Source organism: Pelagibacterium halotolerans B2 (assembly GCF_000230555.1).
Lineage (GTDB): Bacteria > Pseudomonadota > Alphaproteobacteria > Rhizobiales > Devosiaceae > Pelagibacterium > Pelagibacterium halotolerans.
Genome location: NC_016078.1, coordinates 3,208,647 through 3,225,755, shown reverse-complemented (window position 1 = coordinate 3,225,755; position 17,109 = coordinate 3,208,647). Strand labels below are relative to the sequence as shown.

The window sequence follows — 17,109 nt, the reverse complement described above, 5'->3', positions numbered from 1 at the left end:
CAATCGGTTCTATATAGAGCGCGAAATCGCTTATGGAAATGGGTGTGGCGATCTGATGGCCGTCCTTTGCCACAGGCAAAGAAAAAAGGCCCGCCTCAATTACGCGAGGTTCGGGCCTTTGCAAGAGTTCGCCCGGTACGCAACACACAAAGATCCGGACAGGGGCTTACAATGCATGGACCGTGCCAACAAATGGTTACCCAATATGGGGCGTGTCGCTGACGATTTGCCTCAATATGTTGAGTTGTGCGACCCGACCATCCCCGCCGCCCTTGCATTTTGCAAGGCGGAGGCGTTGCAAAATGCAAAACCTTACGCGGTCTCGTCGCCTTCGGGATTGAGATCGGGCGGGGTCGTGGGCCGCTTTGCCTGATTGCGCAGGATGGTGCGCTGGCGTGAGGATACTCCGATCAGCTCGGCCACGCGCCAGACCATATTGTCCTCGAGCTCGTGATTGGTGTCGTCGGCAAACACCACCTGCCACATCATGCGGATAATCTCGATCTTTTCGGCTTCCTCGAGCTGGGAGAGCTTGGAGGTGAACTGATAGAAATCGACGGCATCGCGGTCGCGCCGCCTCGCTTCGGCGACGAGGCGCTTAACTTCGGTCTCATCGAGCCCGTAATAGTCCTTGAGCGCGTTGGCGATGGCCTTGGCCTCGATGGGGCTGGCGGTGCCGTCCACCGATGCCAGATGCACGAGCAGGGCGGCCACCGCAAGGCGTGGATCGGTCGGCCGTGCCGCGCCCTTTTCGGGTTGCCGAAACAGCTTTGCCAGGGAATCGAACATTGACCACACCTCTTTGCCGGGCTCGACGCGCCACACATCAAGAACCTCGGATCGCGCTCTAGGGTAAGGATCGCGGGGGCCCCGCTCAAGCGTCCTTACGCGCTCGTGAGCAAGGATTTTTTCCAATGTCGTTTGCCTGCCACAGGCAATTTGGAGGTCGTTGTTTTCTCCCGATGCAAACGATAGGGTCGCCGCGTGAATCTGGTGCTGGCGTTGGGAGGAGCCGCGCGCGATGATTGCGGCCTGGGCATTGATCGTGGGTGGGCTCCTCCGCATTGTCGGCGAGGTGCTCGAAATCATCGCCGGCGGCCACACAGTCCCGAGCGGCGCGATTGCGGGAGGAGCGCTGCTTCTGGTCATGGTCGGCTTTGCCGGGCTGTGGCCCGAGGCGCGCACGAGCCGGCTGGCGCGCCTGGCCATTGTCGCGGTCGGGCTGGGTGCGTTGGGATTTGCCGGTATCGCCGCGTGGTCTGTGAGCCAGGGCGCGCTGCCGGTCGGCACGGTATCCCGGCTCCCGGCATTCATCGCCGCTGCGGCCGTAACGCTGGTGGGGGCTCTGGCTCTTGCCGCATGGCTCATCGGTTCGGGATTTTATCCCGTCTGGATCGGAATTGTGATGACCGTTTCGATCGCAATGTCGCTGGTGAGCAGTTTTGTCGCGTTCCCAGCGCTCGTCCAACCGCTTATCGATCTGGTCATGGCGTTGACCTTCATCCAGCTCGGGCTATCCATGCGCGAGCGGCGCAAGACCGGAAATCGTATATGATCCTTGCTGTCATCCTGCTTGTGGGCTGTGCCCTGTGGGCGCTGGGCGAAGCCATCATGCTCACCGGCGACCAGATCACCGTTCTGGGCGGCACAATCGCGACCATCGGCATGACGCTGGCCGGAGCGGGCATCTGGACGCTCAAGGACCTGCCGGGCATGGCGCGGTCGGGACGGGTGGGAATTGCGCTGTCGGCCTTCGGTGCCTTTTCGTTTGCTATGGTGATGATTATCGTTTTGACGTCGGGCGTGCTGGGGGCGCTGGCCGATGGGGCCGTACACCATGCCGATATCGTTTTCACCCCGTTCTACCTTCTGGCGCTGGTGTTCGTGGTGGCGGGAATGACGGCATTCGCCATTCATTTCAGGAGCGCCCCGGGCGCTCCCGCCGTTGCGGCGCTGGTGCCGGCGGGTCTGGCGGCGGGGCATCTGGTCAGGCTGTTTGCCGCCGATGTGCCGGCCTATCACGAGACACTGTCGGTTGCGCTGGCCCTCTATCTGGGCTGGCTGGGCGTCCGCCGGGTGGCCCTGGCGCGCAGCGCCCCACGCCCCACAGCGGGTGGCGGCGTCTAAAGGGCGTCGATGGCGGTTGCCAAATCGATATCCTTTTGGGTCAGGGCGTCCTTGTCGTGGGTCTTGAGCGCAATGTCGACGCGGTTGTAGCTGTTGGACCAGTCGGGGTGGTGACCGGCCCTTTCGGCCAGCAGGGCGACCCTGGTCATGAAAGCGAAGGCGCGGGAAAAATCCTTGAACTTGAAGCTTTTTTCCATGGCGCCGCTCTCACTGACCTGCCAGCCCTCGAGACCGGCCATGGCGGTTTTGACGTCAAACCCGGTTTGTGATCCTTGATCTGTCATTTCGCGTTTTCCCGTGACCGTGGCATTATGAAGGCGTTGCCCGGCGTGGCGGCCTTAACCTGGGTAAGGGACAGGCCATCGAGCCGGGGCGTATGGAGTGTAAAGAGGTTCTTTACCACATCGCAACTTCGTGCCTGCAACCAGCAGGCAGGGACGACATTGTCAATGTGATGCAAACCGCCAGAAGGCTAAGTGGTTCCAGCCGAACGTCGCGGAAGCCGGTCAAGCCAATGCCTAAGGGCCAAAGACACCTGCCCACGCTCGACTATGTCTCGATCGTGGCTTCGCTCTACAAGGACAGGCGTGCCATGCTGGTGGGCATGGCGGCGACGATTTCGGGCGTGATGATGGCGGCGCTCAAGACCGATGCGCCCGTGCTCTACGCCGTGGCTCTGGCCTTTGTGGTCTCCACGGCTAAGCGCTACTACAACATGCTGGCCTTCGAGGACCATCCTCCGGCGCCCGACGACCGCGCCGGCGCACGGGCCTGGGAACGCCGGCAGATGATCCAGGGCACCATTTCGGCCTCGATCTATGGCTGCTGGTGCTTTGTCACGCTGGTTTTCGTGCGCGATCCGTTTGCCGAGCTTGTGGCCATTTCGGTAACCATTGCGGCGATGATCGGCATCGTGACCCGCAATTTCGGCGTCGACAGGATCGTGACCTCCCAGTCGCTGGCCATCTCGATCCCGCTGGCTCTGGGGCTGGCGCTGGTCGGGGACGGCTACCATCTGGCGCTCGCGGCGCTATTGGTCCCCCTGATGGTCAGCTTCCGGTTCCTGGCCGCCGACGTGCGGGGCATGCTTCTTTCCCAGGTTCACGAGCGGACAGTGGCCTCGCGGCTGGCCAGCCAGCTCGATACGGCGCTCGAAACCATGCAGCACGGGCTGTGCATGCTCGACGAGAACGGGGTGATCGCGCTGGCCAATGACCGGGCGCAGCAAACGTTTGCCGGTATTGCCGAGGGGTCATGGGTCGGACGCTCCTTTGCCGATCTGCTCGAGGAAGCCATCGGCAAGCGCGCCCTGCCCGAAACGACCGCCGATCGGCTCAACCGCATGATCATCCAGCAGACCGGCGGCAAGATCGTCATGAAGCTCTCCGGCGATTTTCATTGCGAGGTCACCGTTTCCTCGCGTGGCGACCGCACCGTGCTGCTGTTTGAAAACGTCACCGCCCGCATCCGGGCCCAGGAGCGCATCAATTTCATGGCGCGCTATGACGGGCTCACCGGGTTGCCCAACCGTGCCTATTTCACCGAACAGGTCCAGGCCGAACTGGCCTCCCGTCAGCGGACCAGCCGGCGCGAGCCGGTGTTTCTGGCCATAATCGACATCGACGATTTCAAGCATGTCAACGATACGCTCGGGCATCTGGCGGGCGATCGGGTCCTTTCGGAAACCGCCGTCCGCATCCAGACCGTCATGCACCGCGATTCGCGTCTGGCGCGGCTGGGTGGCGACGAGTTTGTCATCTATCGGGCGCGCAACACCGACAGCGACGGCATGCAGGCGGAGGTCGAAGCGATCCTTTCGATACTGCGGCGCCCCTTCGAGGTTGGCGGGGAACGCGCCGATATCGATGCGTCTATCGGTTTTGTCTCCAGTTCGGACCATCCGATCGGTCTTGACGATCTCATAACCCGGGCCGATCTCGCCCTTTATCGCGCCAAGGCGCGCGGCAAGGGCCAATACCAGGCCTTTGTCGAGGAAATGGACAGCGAATTCCGCTATCGCCAACGCCTCAAGAACGATTTGGCCATTGCCATTTCCGAGGATCAGCTCAAGCTGGTCTATCAGCCGCTCGTCGACCCAGCGACCCGCCGGGTGGTGGGATGCGAGGCGCTGGCCCGCTGGACCCACCCCGAACTGGGACCGATCGCGCCCGATGTGTTCATCGGGCTTGCCGAGGAAACCGGCCAGATTTCAGCCATCACCCGCTGGGTGCTCCAGACCGCGACGGCGGAATGTGTTTTCTGGCCGCAGCCCATCTCGGTTGCGGTCAACGTCTCGGCGCGCGACCTGCGCGGAGAGGATCTGACCCGGTACGTTTCCGAGGCGCTCAAGGCCAGCGGGCTCGCGCCCGGACGTCTCGAGATCGAGGTCACCGAAACCGCCCTGATCGAAGACCGCGAAGGGGCGGCGGCAAAGCTGGCGGCGCTGGCCGACAAGGGCATCGGCATCGCGCTCGACGATTTCGGCACCGGTTATTCCTCGCTCTCCTATCTGCGCGGCATGGCATTCTCCAAGCTCAAGATCGACCGCTCGTTCATTGCCGACATCACCACCAGCGACCGCTCGCTCAAGCTGATGGCCAATGTGGCGCGGCTGGGGCAGGATCTCGATCTGGTGCTGGTCGCCGAAGGTGTCGAAACCGAGGATCAACTCGAAGCCATCGCCCGCCATACCGCGATCGATCAGGTCCAGGGTTTTCTTTTCGGCACGCCGCTTCCCGCGCCCGAAACGCGCGAGCTTATCGCGCGCATGAACCGGCGCGATGCCCGTTCGCGCACGGCAAAGAGACGGCGGCCGGCGCTGGTGAGCAAATAGGTGCGCACAGCCCCGGTTAATTTGTGTCCAGGGGCTTTCCCTTATCGTTAAAACTTTACTAACATCGCCCTGTTTCGGGGTGATGCGATGGCCAAAGTCGATAGCGGACAGCAGACCACAACGTCGCGTTTTGCCACGAGTCTGATGGACATGCTCGAGCGCGTGGAATATCGCCGCGTCCGGCTCGACGAGCAGTTCGATCCGGTTTACCGGCTGCGCTACCAAGCCTATCGGCGTGAAGACGGCATCGCGATAAACACCGACGGGATTGCCCGCGACCACCTCGATTTCACCCCCAATGCCATGTGCCACGGGGTCTATATCGATGGCGTTCTCGTCTCCTCGATCCGTCTGCATTTCGCAACCGCCGAGCACCGTCATTCGCCCTGCATGCGTATGTATCCCGGGCTGCTCACCGCCATGCTCGATGCGGGCAAGACCTATATCGACCCCTCCCGTTTCACCGCCGATCGCGAGGCGACCCTGGCCATCCCGGCCCTGCCGTTTCTCACCCTGAGGATCGCGGCCATGGCGTGCGAATATTACAACGCCGATTATTGCCTTTCAGGGGTGCGCGACGAGCACGCAGCTTTTTACAAGCGCGTGTTCGGCTCGACCGAAATCGCCGGATACAGCCAGTATCCGGGGATGAATTTCCCGGTCAAACTCTACGCCGCCGATGTGAGCGACATCCGCAACCGGGTCGCCGACCGTTTCCCGTTTTTCATGTCGACTCCCCAGGAGCGCAACGCGATGTTCGGGCCCGATCCCGACGCCCACTATCTTGGGTTGATTCAGCCCACGGCGCGTCAGGCCGCATTGGCCGAAGAGCGGTTCGTCCCGGCCCAATAGGCGCTCAGGGCGGGTCCTGCCGCCGCGCGAGCGCTTCGATCTCGCCGATCCTGAGATAATGGAGTTCACGCACCAGCCGCAGGGTGGGCTTGGCGGCGAAAAGCAGCGAGCCGATCAGAAAGAACCATGTGGCGGGGGTCTGGCTGGCCGGGGAGAAAAACAGCACGCTGCCGACGACAAAGCAGAGAGCCGCCCCAAAATCGACAGCCGTGTACCAGACTTCATAGAGCGCATAGAGACGCCGATGCGCCCCCGAGCGGTTTCGGGCCCGCGGATCGAACAGTGTCACGATTGATCTCCTGTACTGGTGCTACCAGGATGCGCAACCGCCAGGCACGGGGCGATGTTTCAAATAACGGGGAAACTGGTGCCGCTTACGTGACTCGAACACGTGACCCCATCATTACGAATGATGTGCTCTACCAACTGAGCTAAAGCGGCTTGGCCCTGCGGGGCGAATTGGCGTCTTTTACTTTCGGCGCGCGAAACGCGCAAGGGCTGATGGAGCGGCTTTTTTGCCTATGGTTGCGTTTTGGTTGGTGGTGTGGCGTCCTCTATCGCGGGCAAGGTGGCGTGGGGATTGGTTGGCGATCCGGAAAGCGTTCTGGCCGGCACGCGGGTTTGAACCGGTACTTTCCACTCGAAAGCGTCGAGCCGCCCGGTCACCGGGGAGGCGGGCGCCCAATCGTCCGAGGTTACCCCGTCCGCCGTCCATGTGGGGTCGGCGGGTGCGTTGACCGCGCGGCTCAGCCATTCGCGCGCCTTGCCCTGGTCTCCGGACTGGCCTTCCTCGATCTCGGCCATCAAAAGGCACATCTGCCGGGTCGGCTGACCAACGAATGGCGCCAGCGCGTTGCGGGCCACACTCCATTCATAGGCATCGATGGCGGCCCGGGCCAGGACGATGGCGGCCATGGGGTGGCTTTCGGGGGCTTCGACAAGCGTGCGGATGCGCTTGAGGCGCTCGACCGCCGAGGTTCCGGGTTTGACATGGGCATAAAGGGTTGCGGCGTCGGGATGGAAACCGGCGCGCCATGTCCGGCGCAACAGGGCCGAAGCCCGGCGCGTGTCGCCGCGGTTGATGAGAATGCGCGCCGCCACCAGCGCGGCGGGCACGAAATCGGGGATCGATTTGAGCGCCCGGCTGGCATGGTCGTAGGCGGTGTCGGGCTCGGTCTCTTCGATTGCCATGGCGAGCGCGGTTTCGAGCACGCCCTGACGGCGCTTCTTGGCCGCCTTCTGGTTTCTGGTCCGGGCCGGCAGCGACGCGCTCATTTCGAGCGCTTCGGCCCATGCGCCCCGGGTCGCCAGATCGTTGAAAACGGCTTCTGAGGCCCAGTCGAGGCTGGGCGCAATGGCCAGCGCCTTGCGCGCGAAAGTGATGGCCGCGTTGGAGCGCTCCTGGGTTCTTGCCTGCTCGTAGAGCCCCGAAAGCGCGGCCAGGGCCGTGCGCTCGTTGGAAATCAGCGCCCTGTAGTGCTCGCGGGCCGAGGACAGGTCGCCCAGCGCCAGTTCCGCCCGGGCTTCGAGCAATTGGGCGGCGGGGTTTTCGGGCAGTTTGGCGCGCGCGTCGCGGGCCAGCATGCGGGCACGGGCAAATTCGCCGGCCTGCAGGGCGATCATGCCGTCCGACAGCGCTTCGACGCCCGCCCTTTCCCTGCGCCGCGCATTGGACCGCGCCAGTGCGGCAGGCGCGCCGATCAGGCGCCTTATGATTGCCCACAAAAGAATTGCCGCCACGATGACGCCGATGGCAATGAACAGGGCCAACCCCAGGCCCGGGCTCATGCGCCAGTTCCCGAAGGCGATCTCGACGGTGCCGGGCAGGGCGATGAGCCAGGCGGCGCCCAGCGCGACGAGCAGGCTGAGGGCGAGATAGACGATAAGGCGGATCATTGGCCGGCCTCCGCTGGGGCGATGCCGGTTCGCGCCGCCTCGAGCAGCGTCTCGACGGCGATGGCCCTGTCCAGCTCACGGGCGAATTGGGGGGCCGCCGACTGCATGGGATCGGGCAGGGCCGAAAACGCGGTCCTGGCGGCATCGAGATCGCCGGCGTCCAGCGCCGCTTCGGTCCGGCCGACAAGCGCCTGTGGCGTATCGCCCTCGGTGGGCCGCAAGGCAATGGCCGAGGCGGCCTGGTCGAGCAGCGTCTGGGCCCAGCCTGCCTGTTCGTCGCGTGGTCGCGCCGCCAGAATTTGAGGGATTGCAGCGCGCAATTGGGTCGACAGTCCGCTCGCCGAAGAGACGCCGGAATTGGCGGCGGTTCGGACCTGGGATGAAATTTGCAGATCAGGCAGAAGCGTTTCAACGCTGGCCAGTTGGGCAGCGAAGGGCACGCCCGAGGCAATCGCGGTCTCGAGCGCGCCCAGCGCGGCGGGAAGCTGGGTCGCCCTGTCGCGTTCGGCGGCGACGGCCTCGAAATCGGATTGATCGGCGATACGCGCGTCGAGATCGTCGAGCCGGGTCATAGCCGTCTCGATCACCGGCCGGACTTCGGCCATTTGCGGTTCGAGCGTATCGAGCCGTCCCGCCAGATCGTCGATCTGAGCGGCAAGCCCGGACAAATTGTCGGCCACTTCGCTGACTTCTTCACCCGACGCTCCCGCGGCGATGGCCTCGATGCGGCTTGAAAGCTCTCCGATCTGCCCGCCCAGCGCGTCGAGATCGGCCTGGGCCGCCAGATTTTCGGTCGAGGCGGGCTCGATGCCGGCAATCTGGGTTTCCAGTGCGTTGATGCGGTCGATTATCTGTTCGCTTTCGGCCTCACGTGACGCAATGGCGCTTTCCAGCCGTGTGGCGCGGGCGTCGAACTGGGAGAGGTCGGGCTCTGGCGCCGATTGCTGTGGCCAATACCCCAGACTCGCCAACCCATAGGCCAGGGCAAGCCCCACAAGGGCACCGGCCCCGGCGGTGGCCGCGAGCGGAGCAACAGACAGCGCCGGGTTTGCGGCACGCGGTTGTTCGGCTTTCGGTGCGGCGCCGGTTTCCGATTCGCCCTTGGGGGTCGTTCGTCCCGGCTTTTCGTCGGGCGCCGCGGAAGAGGGGTTGCCCGACTTTGAGGCTGGCCCGGTTTTGAGCGGCGCTTCGGCGGCGGCGGGCTTGTCATCCGGCCGCGCCGCTCCGGCGGTCTTGCCCTCGGGCGCAGGCTGGCCTTTGTCGGTGGGGCGCGCCTGAGCCTCGATGATCGGGGGTTTGACCGGACCGGATTTCTTTTCGGCCATTTCAGCCTCGTTGCTTTGGGGGTCGGGCGGATGGTGTCTGGTTACGCCATCATGGACTGATTTGATCGCGGGCAAAAGCCAGCGCCAGGGTCATCATTGCTTCGTGCGAGGGATAATCGGCCAGCCCGATGCGCAGGAAATGGCTTTCGATCAAGGGCTGGGCGACATTTTCGGAAAGACAAAGGCAGTAAAGGCGGGTCCTGAGCTCTCCATAGTCGCGCGCGGCCACGAGCCCCGCGAAAATTTCCGCGGTGCGCCGGGAGTAGAACACCGCCCCGTCGATCTTTCCCGTCGCCAGGCGTTCGGCCAGCCCCGGTGGCAGCGCTGTGGCGGCGTGCATTTCGTAGAGCACACGCATGTCCACATCGATCCCCGCCTCGGCCATCAGTCCGGCCAGATCGCCCGACTGATGGTGCGCTGCGGGATAAAGGATTTTTCCCGAAGGGCGGTCGGCGATGATCGTCCGGGCGAGATCGGCGAGGGTGCCCTCGGCGGCCGAGACGTGATCGAACCCGGCGGCGCGCGCCTCGGCGGCCGTGTGCTCGCCCACGGCATAGACCCTGAGCGCCGAAAACGCCTCGCCCCGCGGGTGGGCGGCCAGGGCCCGCACGCCATTGGCCGATGTCAGAGCAATGGCGGCGAAACCATCGGCATCGGGCAGCGCGACACCGGTGAAGCGCTCCTCGAGCATTGGGGCAATGATCGGGTCGAGCCCCAGGGCGGAAAGCCCGGCGGCCGTCCGCTCGGCATCGGCCCTTGGCCGGGTGACCAGTACGCTGCGCCGGTCAGCCATACTGGCCCTGCTTGAGCCGTTCGATAAAATCGGGTCCGGCGGCGGCCAGCAGCTTTTCGCCAAGCCTGGTCCCCAGATCGCGTCCCCGATCGGCGTCGCCGGAGGTCTCGTCCTCGTAAACTTCGGATCCGTCGGGCGAGAGAATCTGGCCGAACAGCGTCAAATTATCGCCATCGAGCGTTGTCAGGGCGGCAATGGGGGTGCGGCACGATCCGTCGAGCACTTTCAAAAACGCCCGCTCGGCCTCCACGCGCTTTCGGGTATCGGGATCGTCGAGCACTTCGACAAGCCGGTTGGCGGCGCCATCGTCGGCGCGGGTCTCGATGACGATGGCTCCCTGGGCCGGAGCGGGCGGGAAATGAGCGACATCGAGGGTGTGGGTCACCCGGTGCGCCTCGCCCAGCCGGTTGAGCCCGGCCATGGCCAGAAGCGTTGCGTCGGCCACGCCATCGGCCAGCTTTTTGAGCCGCGTCTGGACATTGCCGCGAAATTCCACTGTGCGAAAATCGGGCCGAAACCGCTTCATCTGGGCCCGGCGCCGCAGCGATGACGAGCCGATCACGGCGCCCTCGGGCAGATGGTCGGGGCTTTTGGCGATCAGCGAGAGGAAAGCGTCGCGCACATCCTCGCGGGGCAGAAAGGCGGGCAGGGCGAACAAGGGATCGATTTCGGTCGCCACGTCCTTTGCCGAATGGACGGCGATATCGATCTCGCTCTCCGCCAGCGCCTTCTCGATTTCCTTTGTGAACAGCCCCTTGCCGCCGACTTCGGAAAGCGGGCGGTCCAAAATGATGTCGCCGCTGGTCTTGATGATCTTTATCGCGATGGTGTCGGGCTCCAGCCCGTTTATGGCAACCAGCCGGTCGCGGACCTCCTCGGCCTGCCTGAGGGCAAGGGGTGAACCGCGCGTGCCGATGGTGAGAACGGGGGTGGACGTCAAAGATTGCAATATGGCCTCGCAGGTGTCACAGATGTGCGCGCTTTAGAACAGCAGATTTAACGCGCAGGGAGCGGGTTGCGATCCGCTTCTGCCATCAGACCACACGTTTTTGCCAGAGACCAGATCGCCGCAATGGATCGCGAGACTTTAGTTTTGGGGATCGAGACCAGTTGCGATGAAACCGCAGCGGCGCTGGTGCGGCGCCATCCCGACGGGCGCGGCGAGATCGTTTCCAACATCGTGCGCAGCCAGATCGAAGAGCACAGGGCTTTCGGCGGCGTCGTGCCCGAGCTGGCGGCCCGCGCCCATGTTGTCCATCTCGACGCGATCATTTCGCGCGCGCTCGAAGACGCCCGAATGGATCTCTCACAGGTCGATGCCATTGCCGCGACGGCCGGTCCGGGGCTGATCGGCGGCGTGCTCGTGGGGCTGACCACTGGCAAAGCACTGGCCGCCGCGAGCGGCAAGCCTTTGGTTGCCGTCAACCATCTCGAGGGCCACGCGCTGACCGCCCGGCTCACCGACGGCGTCAAATTCCCCTATCTGATGCTTCTGGTTTCGGGCGGGCATTCCCAGATCGTTCTGGTGAGGGGCGTCGGCGATTACGAGCGCTGGGGCTCGACCATCGACGATGCGCTGGGGGAAGCCTTCGACAAGGCCGCAAAATTGCTGGGGCTGGGCTATCCCGGCGGCCCGGAGGTCGAAAAGGCCGCGCAAAAGGGCGAGGCAAAGCGGTTCGACCTGCCGCGCCCGCTGCTTAGGGAAAAGCGCCTCGATTTTTCCTTTTCGGGGCTGAAAACCGCCCTGCGGCTCGCTGCCGAATCGGTGGCGCCGGTCACCGACACCGATATCGCCGATCTGTGCGCCAGCTTTCAGGCTGCGGTCACCGATATCGTTGCCGTCCGCTCGAAACAGGCGCTGGAGCGCTTCGCAGCCGAATATCCCGATAGCGCTCCCACCTATGTTGTGGCGGGGGGGGGTGCCGCCAATGCGGCGATTGGCGGCGCCCTGCGCGATGTGGCGGCCCGGACCGGCACCCATCTTGTCGTTCCCCCGCCGGCGCTGTGCACCGACAATGGGGCAATGATCGCCTGGGCGGGGGCCGAACGCTTCGCGCTCGGGCTCACCGACGGGTTCGATGTGGCGGCCCGCCCGCGCTGGCCGCTCGACGAACTGGGGCGGGGTGCGGCGTGAGCGGCAAGATTTTCGTCATCGGCGCCGGTGCCTGGGGCACCGCTCTGGCGCAGGCCGCCCGGCTGGCGGGCAATGATGTCGTGCTGGTCGGCCGCGATCCCGCCGCTGTCGATGAAATCAATTCCGCCCATACGCTCACATCCTATCTCGGCGCTATCGGTCTCGATCCCGCGCTCAGGGCCCAGACCGGAATGTCCGGGCTCGAAGAGGCAGATGCGATCCTCTTGGTGGTCCCCGCCCAGGCGACCCGCGCCACGCTTGCCGCCATCGGGCCGCAAATCCTTTCCGGAAAGCCGGTCATCCTGTGCGCCAAGGGGCTGGAGACGGCGACCAACGACCGCCAGAGCCAGATTCTTGCCGAACTGGCGCCCGGCGCCGAACCTTTCGTGCTCTCGGGGCCGAGCTTTGCCCATGACGTGGCGGCGGGAAAGCCCACTGCGGTCACTTTGGCCGGGCCGACGATCGAGCGCGCCGAAGCGATTGGTACATTGCTGGCCTCGGACAGTTTCCGCCCCTATGCCAGCGGGGACATCGTGGGGGTGGAAATGTGCGGCGCGCTCAAGAATGTCTATGCGCTCGGTGCCGGCGCCATCGAGGGCGCCGGGCTGGGACTTTCCGCACGCTCGGCCTTTCTGGCCCGCGCCTATGCCGAACTGGGCCGCATGATCGCGGCGATGGGCGGCAGCGAAGCGACGCTTTCGGGTCTCGCCGGCATCGGCGATCTGGCTCTAAGCTGCACCTCGAGCCAGTCGCGCAATTACCGCTTCGGCATGGCGCTGGGGCAGGGCGGTTCGGTCGATGATATCGCGGCCTCGGGCATGGGGCTGGCCGAAGGGCTGTTCACCACCCCTGTCGCCAGGGCGGTTGCCGATCGTGATGGGATCGACGCTCCGCTTGTGGGCGCCGTCGATCTTCTGATTTCAGGCCGGGCCCGGATCGAGGCCATCGTGCCCATGCTGATGAGACGACCACTCAAACGGGAAGAATGACATGACGATGATGTTTGCGGTCACCGCATTCGACAAGAACGACCATCTGGAAACGCGCCTTGCGACGCGCCCCGCCCATCTTCAGTTCTGGGAGGATAACGCGGCATCGATGGTGCTGGCCGGCCCGTTTCTCGACGCCGAGGGCAAGGCGACGGGCTCGCTGATGATCGTTAAGGCCGAAAATCAGGCCGCTGCCGAGGCGCTCGTTGCCAGCGATCCTTATGCCGAGGCCGGCCTGTTCGAAAGCGTCGTCGTCCGCCCCTGGAACTGGGTCATCAACCGGCCGGACCATTTGAAATAAATGGCCCGGTTTTCTTTGTTTGTCGCGTTGCCGAACCGAAAAAGCGGTGCCCATCCCCGATCGTGGCCGAGGACATGCTTTTTCTGGCAACCCTCCGAAAGGACCATTTGAAAATGGCGTACTGGCTGTTCAAATCCGAACCCGAAACCTGGGGCTGGGACGATCAGGTCAAAAAGAATGGCCCGGAAGAATGGGGCGGGGTGCGCAATTATCAGGCGCGCAACAATATGCGCGAGATGAAGAAGGGCGATCTGGGCTTTTTCTACCATTCGGTCAAGGAAAAGGCCGTGGTGGGCATCGTGCGGGTGGCCAATGAAATCCACCATGATTCCACAACCGACGATCCGCGCTGGGAATGCGTGGATATCGAGGCGGTCAAGCCTTTGAAGCGTCCGGTGACGCTCGACGAGATCAAGGCTACGCCCGAGCTCGAAAACATGGTGCTTGTCAACAATTCACGCCTCTCGGTGCAGCCGGTCGCCGAGGCGGAATGGAAATTCATCTGCAAGCTGGGCGGCGTGGACGCCTGATTTACCGCTGCGACGTTTTGGCGCACACTCCCGCCCGGGACTGATTCGAAAGGGTCGGCCCCGGGTTTGTTCATTGGGAGAGGGGGTTTGCAACAATGGATTATCTTAGTGTGAACTGGCTGGCCGTGCTTCTGGCCATGATCGCCTCGATGGCGCTGGGTGCTGCCTGGTACATGATTTTGTCCAAGCAGTGGATTGCCGCCACGGGCAAGACCACCGAAGAAATCATGGCCGGCTCGGGCGGGCAGGCAACGCCCTTCATCTGGGGCGCGGCCATGCAGTTGGTCATGGCCTATTTCCTGGCCCTTCTTACCCCGGCCATCATGGGCGATGTGACGATCGCCTCGACGGTCACTGTCGGCATCCATGTCTGGGCCGGCTTCATGGTGACCTCGATGATCCTCAATCACCGCTATCAGGGCGCAAGCTGGTCGCTGGCCGTGATCGATGGCGGATATCTGTTGGGCGTGATGATCGTCCAGGGCGTGGTGATGGGGCTTTTGGGTTAGGGCCAGCCGAAATTTATGCGGGGAAGCTCAAACCTTGTCGCTTCCACTGCCCTGTCACCCCGGCCGCGAGCCGGGGTCCAGTACACTCGATGCCCGAGACTGAACCGCCAACGCTGCCGAGTACTGGGTCCCGGGTCTTCGCCCGGGAAGACAGTGGTGGGAGAGGCCGGCCTTCGTTCCCCGATGAACCGGTGTTCCGGCCCGCCGTCAAAAGTCCGATGAAATGCCCTTGATTTCCCAGTCGCCGTAGCGGGCCGGGTCGAGCCCGCCGCGGCCGTCGACCTCGCGTGGCGCATCCGAGGTCTTGGCATCGATTTCGGCGCGGCGCTTTTTCGCTTCATCGAGCGCGCGCCGCGCAATTGCGGGGTCGGGGCGTTTTGCGTTGGGCGTTTCGCGCATCTGATGAAACCACCTTCATGACGAAGAGTTTAGGAACCAGTCCTTGTGCAAGGGCCGCTCGGTTCCCATCATATATGGAACCCAACCGGCTGAGGAAAGCCCGACGACAATGATGAATGCTCTGCGAACCACGATTTTGCTTGCCGGCATGACCGCGCTGTTCATGGGCGTTGGTTATATGATCGGCGGCACGGGCGGCATGGCCATCGCGTTTCTGTTCGCGCTCGGCACAAACGCCTTTGCATACTGGAATTCGGACAAGATGGTGCTCTCGATGCAGGGCGCCAAAGAGATCGATCCGCGCTCGGCGCCCGATCTTTACCAGATGACCCGGCGGCTTGCCGACAATGCCGGCCTGCCCATGCCCAAGCTTTATCTCATCGAAACCGACCAGCCCAACGCGTTCGCCACCGGCCGCAGCCCGGAGAGGGCCGTGGTCGCGGTCTCGTCCGGCCTCGTCAAATATCTCGACAGCCGCGAGGTTGCCGCCGTGATCGCCCACGAACTGGCGCACATCAAGAACCGCGATACCCTGACCATGACGGTCACCGCGACGCTGGCCGGTGCCATTTCCATGCTGGCCCAGTTCGGCCTGTTCTTTGGTGGTGCCCGCGACAACAACAACCCCTTGGGGTTTGTCGGGGTCATCGCCATGGTCATTCTCGCTCCCATCGCCGCGATGCTTGTGCAGATGGCGGTGTCGCGCACCCGCGAATATGAAGCCGACAAGGACGGCGCCGAAATCTGCGGCGATCCGATGGCGCTGGCCACCGCGCTCGAAAAGATTTCCTCGCTGTCAAAGCGGGTGGTCAACCAGGCGGCCGAACGCGCGCCGGCCATGGCCCATATGTATATTTCCAACCCGCTTTCGGGCGCCCGGATGGATAACCTCTTTTCCACCCACCCCAATGTTGAAAACCGCATCGCGGCGCTTACCCAGATGGCGTCGAGCGTGCGCGGCGGCGGTGGTGGCCAAACGCCGCGCCAGAGGGTAAACCCCATCGAGGCCAATGTCCGGCCCGGCCAGAGCTGGCGTACGCCCGGCACGCGGCCGCGCCCGGATGATGGCAAACCATCGGGCCCCTGGGGATAGGTAATAACGGTTTGACCGACACACGCGATCTGCCCGGCCTCAAGCTTCGGCTTGAGGCCGCTTTTCATCTCAAATCCGTGCTGGAGGGCAAGCCCTTCGCTCCCATTACGCCCGACCGGCTGGCCGAAAGCCGCGACCGGGCGCTGGCCAACCGCATGGTCACAACCGCCCTGCGCCGCCACGGCCAGATCGATGCCGTGTTCAGGCAGGTGCTCGCCAAGGGCGTGCCCCAGCGCGCCGGTATTTTGGAAGCGGTGCTGCGCATCGCTGTCGTCCAATTGCTCTGGCTCGATGATATCCCGGCCCATTCGGCCATCCATCTGGCCGTCGAATCGGCGCGGGCCGACAAGCGGGCGGGACGGTTCGACAGGCTGGTCAATGGCGTCCTGCGCTCGGTGCAGCGCGGGACCGGGCAGTTCCAGGCACTCGGCAATGATCTCCTGATCCCGGCCTGGCTGGCGACGCAATGGACCGGCACTTATGGCGCCGACGCGGTGGCGCGTTTCGCCGAAATCCTCGTTCAATCCCCGCCGCTCGATCTGACCCTGAAAGCCCCCGATCCCGACCTTGTCGCCGCTTTGGGCGGCCAGCCCGTGCTCGGCCCGACCGTGCGGCTTATGGAGCGCGATGCGGCGGTGGCCGATCTTGCCGGTTTTGCCGAGGGCAAATGGTGGGTTCAGGACGTTTCCGCCGCCTTGCCCGCGCGGCTCCTGAACGCCACCAAGGGCGAAAAAATCCTCGATCTGTGTGCGGCTCCCGGCGGCAAGACGGCGCAACTGGCCTCGGCCGGCGCCGATGTCACCGCGCTCGATATTTCTGCCGACCGCATGGAGCGGGTGCGGGCCAATCTCGGTCGGCTCGGGCTCGACGCGGAAATCGTTGTCGCCGACGCTCTGGACTATGCGCAGGGGCCGGTGTTCGACGCGGTGCTGCTCGATGCGCCCTGTTCGGCCACCGGCACGTTCCGGCGCCATCCCGAGGTGCTTTTGCATCGCAACGCGCAGGGCATCGCCGAGCGCGTGGCTTTGCAGCGCAAAATGCTGGCGCACGCCGCTTCGCTTCTCAAGCCGGGCGGGAGGCTGGTCTATTGCGTGTGTTCGCTCGAAGCCGATGAGGGCGAAGCGCAAATGGCATGGGTGCGATCGAACCTGCCCGAACTCGAAGCCCTTCGGGTCGTCGCCGACGACCTTGATGGATGGGGTACGTCCCTCACGCCGCAAGGGGCTGTGCGGCTTATCCCGTCCATGGCGCTGCCGAATGGGATCGACGGCGGGCTCGATGGCTTTTTCATCGCCCGCTTCGTCAAAAAAGCGCGGTGAGCGGTGCAA

At 64.1% G+C, this 17,109-nt stretch carries 19 protein-coding genes and 1 tRNA gene; 11 read left to right on the top strand and 9 right to left on the bottom strand.

Going from position 1 to position 17,109, the window contains the following annotated elements:
* Positions 1–312: 312 nt before the first annotated feature.
* Entirely contained in the window at positions 313–789 is a 477-nt protein-coding gene (locus KKY_RS20595) for a tellurite resistance TerB family protein (RefSeq protein ID WP_014132377.1), read from the bottom strand.
* 232 nt (positions 790–1,021) lie between these two features.
* On the opposite strand from KKY_RS20595, the gene KKY_RS20590 reads away from it, so the two are divergent.
* Both KKY_RS20590 and KKY_RS15800 read left to right on the top strand, forming a co-directional pair.
* The gene (locus tag KKY_RS20590; RefSeq protein WP_014132376.1) at positions 1,022–1,555 is read left to right on the top strand and encodes a hypothetical protein; all 534 of its coding nucleotides are present in this window, start codon (positions 1,022–1,024) and stop codon (positions 1,553–1,555) included.
* Complete coding sequence (locus KKY_RS15800) at positions 1,552–2,127, top strand: hypothetical protein (RefSeq protein WP_014132375.1); 576 nt, start codon at positions 1,552–1,554, stop codon at positions 2,125–2,127. Before KKY_RS20590 ends, KKY_RS15800 begins: the two co-directional genes overlap by 4 nt.
* Here KKY_RS15800 and KKY_RS15795 read toward each other — a convergent pair.
* Positions 2,124–2,411 (bottom strand): 4a-hydroxytetrahydrobiopterin dehydratase, encoded by a 288-nt coding sequence (locus KKY_RS15795; RefSeq protein ID WP_014132374.1) that lies wholly within the window; start codon positions 2,409–2,411, stop codon positions 2,124–2,126. The genes KKY_RS15800 and KKY_RS15795 overlap by 4 nt on opposite strands.
* Before the next feature lie 230 nt (positions 2,412–2,641).
* Here KKY_RS15795 and KKY_RS15790 point away from each other — a divergent pair, with 230 nt between their 5' ends.
* Both KKY_RS15790 and KKY_RS15785 read left to right on the top strand, forming a co-directional pair.
* Complete coding sequence (locus tag KKY_RS15790; RefSeq protein WP_014132372.1) at positions 2,642–4,960, top strand: putative bifunctional diguanylate cyclase/phosphodiesterase; 2,319 nt, start codon at positions 2,642–2,644, stop codon at positions 4,958–4,960.
* Between the two features lie 87 nt (positions 4,961–5,047).
* Entirely contained in the window at positions 5,048–5,812 is a 765-nt protein-coding gene (locus tag KKY_RS15785) for an N-acyl amino acid synthase FeeM domain-containing protein (RefSeq protein ID WP_014132371.1), read from the top strand.
* 4 nt (positions 5,813–5,816) lie between these two features.
* Here the strand turns inward: KKY_RS15785 and KKY_RS15780 are convergent, their stop codons facing one another.
* From KKY_RS15780 to hemC, 6 genes are all read right to left on the bottom strand, one after another.
* Positions 5,817–6,101 carry a YrhK family protein gene (locus KKY_RS15780; RefSeq protein WP_014132370.1) on the bottom strand — a complete coding sequence of 95 codons (285 nt, stop codon included), beginning with the start codon at positions 6,099–6,101 and terminating at the stop codon, positions 5,817–5,819.
* Positions 6,102–6,177: 76 nt separating this feature from the next.
* Positions 6,178–6,253, bottom strand: a tRNA-Thr gene (locus KKY_RS15775).
* 78 nt (positions 6,254–6,331) lie between these two features.
* Positions 6,332–7,708, bottom strand: a complete 1,377-nt coding sequence (locus tag KKY_RS15770; protein WP_014132369.1) for a heme biosynthesis protein HemY — start codon at positions 7,706–7,708, stop codon at positions 6,332–6,334.
* Positions 7,705–9,033, bottom strand: coding sequence for a COG4223 family protein (locus KKY_RS15765; RefSeq protein WP_014132368.1), 1,329 nt, complete (start codon positions 9,031–9,033; stop codon positions 7,705–7,707). Before KKY_RS15765 ends, KKY_RS15770 begins: the two co-directional genes overlap by 4 nt.
* Positions 9,034–9,082: 49 nt before the next feature.
* Positions 9,083–9,826 (bottom strand): uroporphyrinogen-III synthase, encoded by a 744-nt coding sequence (locus KKY_RS15760; RefSeq protein WP_014132367.1) that lies wholly within the window; start codon positions 9,824–9,826, stop codon positions 9,083–9,085.
* A complete protein-coding gene (hemC, locus tag KKY_RS15755) occupies positions 9,819–10,766 on the bottom strand; it encodes a hydroxymethylbilane synthase (protein WP_014132366.1) in 948 nt (315 codons plus the stop codon). Before hemC ends, KKY_RS15760 begins: the two co-directional genes overlap by 8 nt.
* Before the next feature lie 132 nt (positions 10,767–10,898).
* On the opposite strand from hemC, the gene tsaD reads away from it, so the two are divergent.
* From tsaD to KKY_RS15730, 5 genes are all read left to right on the top strand, one after another.
* Positions 10,899–11,960, top strand: coding sequence for a tRNA (adenosine(37)-N6)-threonylcarbamoyltransferase complex transferase subunit TsaD (tsaD, locus tag KKY_RS15750; RefSeq protein ID WP_041528837.1), 1,062 nt, complete (start codon positions 10,899–10,901; stop codon positions 11,958–11,960).
* Positions 11,957–12,949: an NAD(P)H-dependent glycerol-3-phosphate dehydrogenase gene (locus KKY_RS15745; protein ID WP_014132364.1), complete on the top strand. Its 993-nt coding sequence runs from the start codon at positions 11,957–11,959 to the stop codon at positions 12,947–12,949. Before tsaD ends, KKY_RS15745 begins: the two co-directional genes overlap by 4 nt.
* A gap of 7 nt (positions 12,950–12,956) precedes the next feature.
* The gene (locus tag KKY_RS15740; RefSeq protein ID WP_041529553.1) at positions 12,957–13,250 is read left to right on the top strand and encodes a YciI family protein; all 294 of its coding nucleotides are present in this window, start codon (positions 12,957–12,959) and stop codon (positions 13,248–13,250) included.
* A 113-nt stretch (positions 13,251–13,363) separates the two neighbouring features.
* Positions 13,364–13,780, top strand: coding sequence for an EVE domain-containing protein (locus tag KKY_RS15735; RefSeq protein WP_014132362.1), 417 nt, complete (start codon positions 13,364–13,366; stop codon positions 13,778–13,780).
* 95 nt (positions 13,781–13,875) lie between these two features.
* Positions 13,876–14,289 (top strand): DUF1761 domain-containing protein, encoded by a 414-nt coding sequence (locus KKY_RS15730; protein WP_041528836.1) that lies wholly within the window; start codon positions 13,876–13,878, stop codon positions 14,287–14,289.
* 207 nt (positions 14,290–14,496) lie between these two features.
* Here the strand turns inward: KKY_RS15730 and KKY_RS15725 are convergent, their stop codons facing one another.
* Positions 14,497–14,688, bottom strand: coding sequence for a DUF1674 domain-containing protein (locus tag KKY_RS15725; protein WP_014132360.1), 192 nt, complete (start codon positions 14,686–14,688; stop codon positions 14,497–14,499).
* Positions 14,689–14,800: 112 nt separating this feature from the next.
* Between KKY_RS15725 and htpX the strand changes: the two genes are divergently transcribed.
* Positions 14,801–15,781 carry a zinc metalloprotease HtpX gene (gene htpX, locus KKY_RS15720; protein WP_083824276.1) on the top strand — a complete coding sequence of 327 codons (981 nt, stop codon included), beginning with the start codon at positions 14,801–14,803 and terminating at the stop codon, positions 15,779–15,781.
* 11 nt (positions 15,782–15,792) lie between these two features.
* The gene (locus tag KKY_RS15715; RefSeq protein ID WP_014132358.1) at positions 15,793–17,100 is read left to right on the top strand and encodes an RsmB/NOP family class I SAM-dependent RNA methyltransferase; all 1,308 of its coding nucleotides are present in this window, start codon (positions 15,793–15,795) and stop codon (positions 17,098–17,100) included.
* Positions 17,101–17,109: the final 9 nt, after the last annotated feature.

What these genes read in the sequence shown, in the direction of transcription:
- htpX (WP_083824276.1), top strand. Translation starts at nt 14,801, where the DNA reads ATGAATGCTCTGCGAACCACGATTTTGCTTGCCGGCATGACCGCGCTG.
- KKY_RS15725 (WP_014132360.1), bottom strand. Translation starts at nt 14,688, where the DNA reads ATGCGCGAAACGCCCAACGCAAAACGCCCCGACCCCGCAATTGCGCGG.
- KKY_RS15760 (WP_014132367.1), bottom strand. Translation starts at nt 9,826, where the DNA reads ATGGCTGACCGGCGCAGCGTACTGGTCACCCGGCCAAGGGCCGATGCC.
- KKY_RS15795 (WP_014132374.1), bottom strand. Translation starts at nt 2,411, where the DNA reads ATGACAGATCAAGGATCACAAACCGGGTTTGACGTCAAAACCGCCATG.
- tsaD (WP_041528837.1), top strand. Translation starts at nt 10,899, where the DNA reads ATGGATCGCGAGACTTTAGTTTTGGGGATCGAGACCAGTTGCGATGAA.
- KKY_RS15730 (WP_041528836.1), top strand. Translation starts at nt 13,876, where the DNA reads ATGGATTATCTTAGTGTGAACTGGCTGGCCGTGCTTCTGGCCATGATC.
- KKY_RS15770 (WP_014132369.1), bottom strand. Translation starts at nt 7,708, where the DNA reads ATGATCCGCCTTATCGTCTATCTCGCCCTCAGCCTGCTCGTCGCGCTG.
- KKY_RS15735 (WP_014132362.1), top strand. Translation starts at nt 13,364, where the DNA reads ATGGCGTACTGGCTGTTCAAATCCGAACCCGAAACCTGGGGCTGGGAC.
- KKY_RS15785 (WP_014132371.1), top strand. Translation starts at nt 5,048, where the DNA reads ATGGCCAAAGTCGATAGCGGACAGCAGACCACAACGTCGCGTTTTGCC.
- KKY_RS15790 (WP_014132372.1), top strand. Translation starts at nt 2,642, where the DNA reads ATGCCTAAGGGCCAAAGACACCTGCCCACGCTCGACTATGTCTCGATC.
- KKY_RS15740 (WP_041529553.1), top strand. Translation starts at nt 12,957, where the DNA reads ATGATGTTTGCGGTCACCGCATTCGACAAGAACGACCATCTGGAAACG.
- KKY_RS20590 (WP_014132376.1), top strand. Translation starts at nt 1,022, where the DNA reads ATGATTGCGGCCTGGGCATTGATCGTGGGTGGGCTCCTCCGCATTGTC.
- KKY_RS15765 (WP_014132368.1), bottom strand. Translation starts at nt 9,033, where the DNA reads ATGGCCGAAAAGAAATCCGGTCCGGTCAAACCCCCGATCATCGAGGCT.
- KKY_RS15800 (WP_014132375.1), top strand. Translation starts at nt 1,552, where the DNA reads ATGATCCTTGCTGTCATCCTGCTTGTGGGCTGTGCCCTGTGGGCGCTG.
- KKY_RS20595 (WP_014132377.1), bottom strand. Translation starts at nt 789, where the DNA reads ATGTTCGATTCCCTGGCAAAGCTGTTTCGGCAACCCGAAAAGGGCGCG.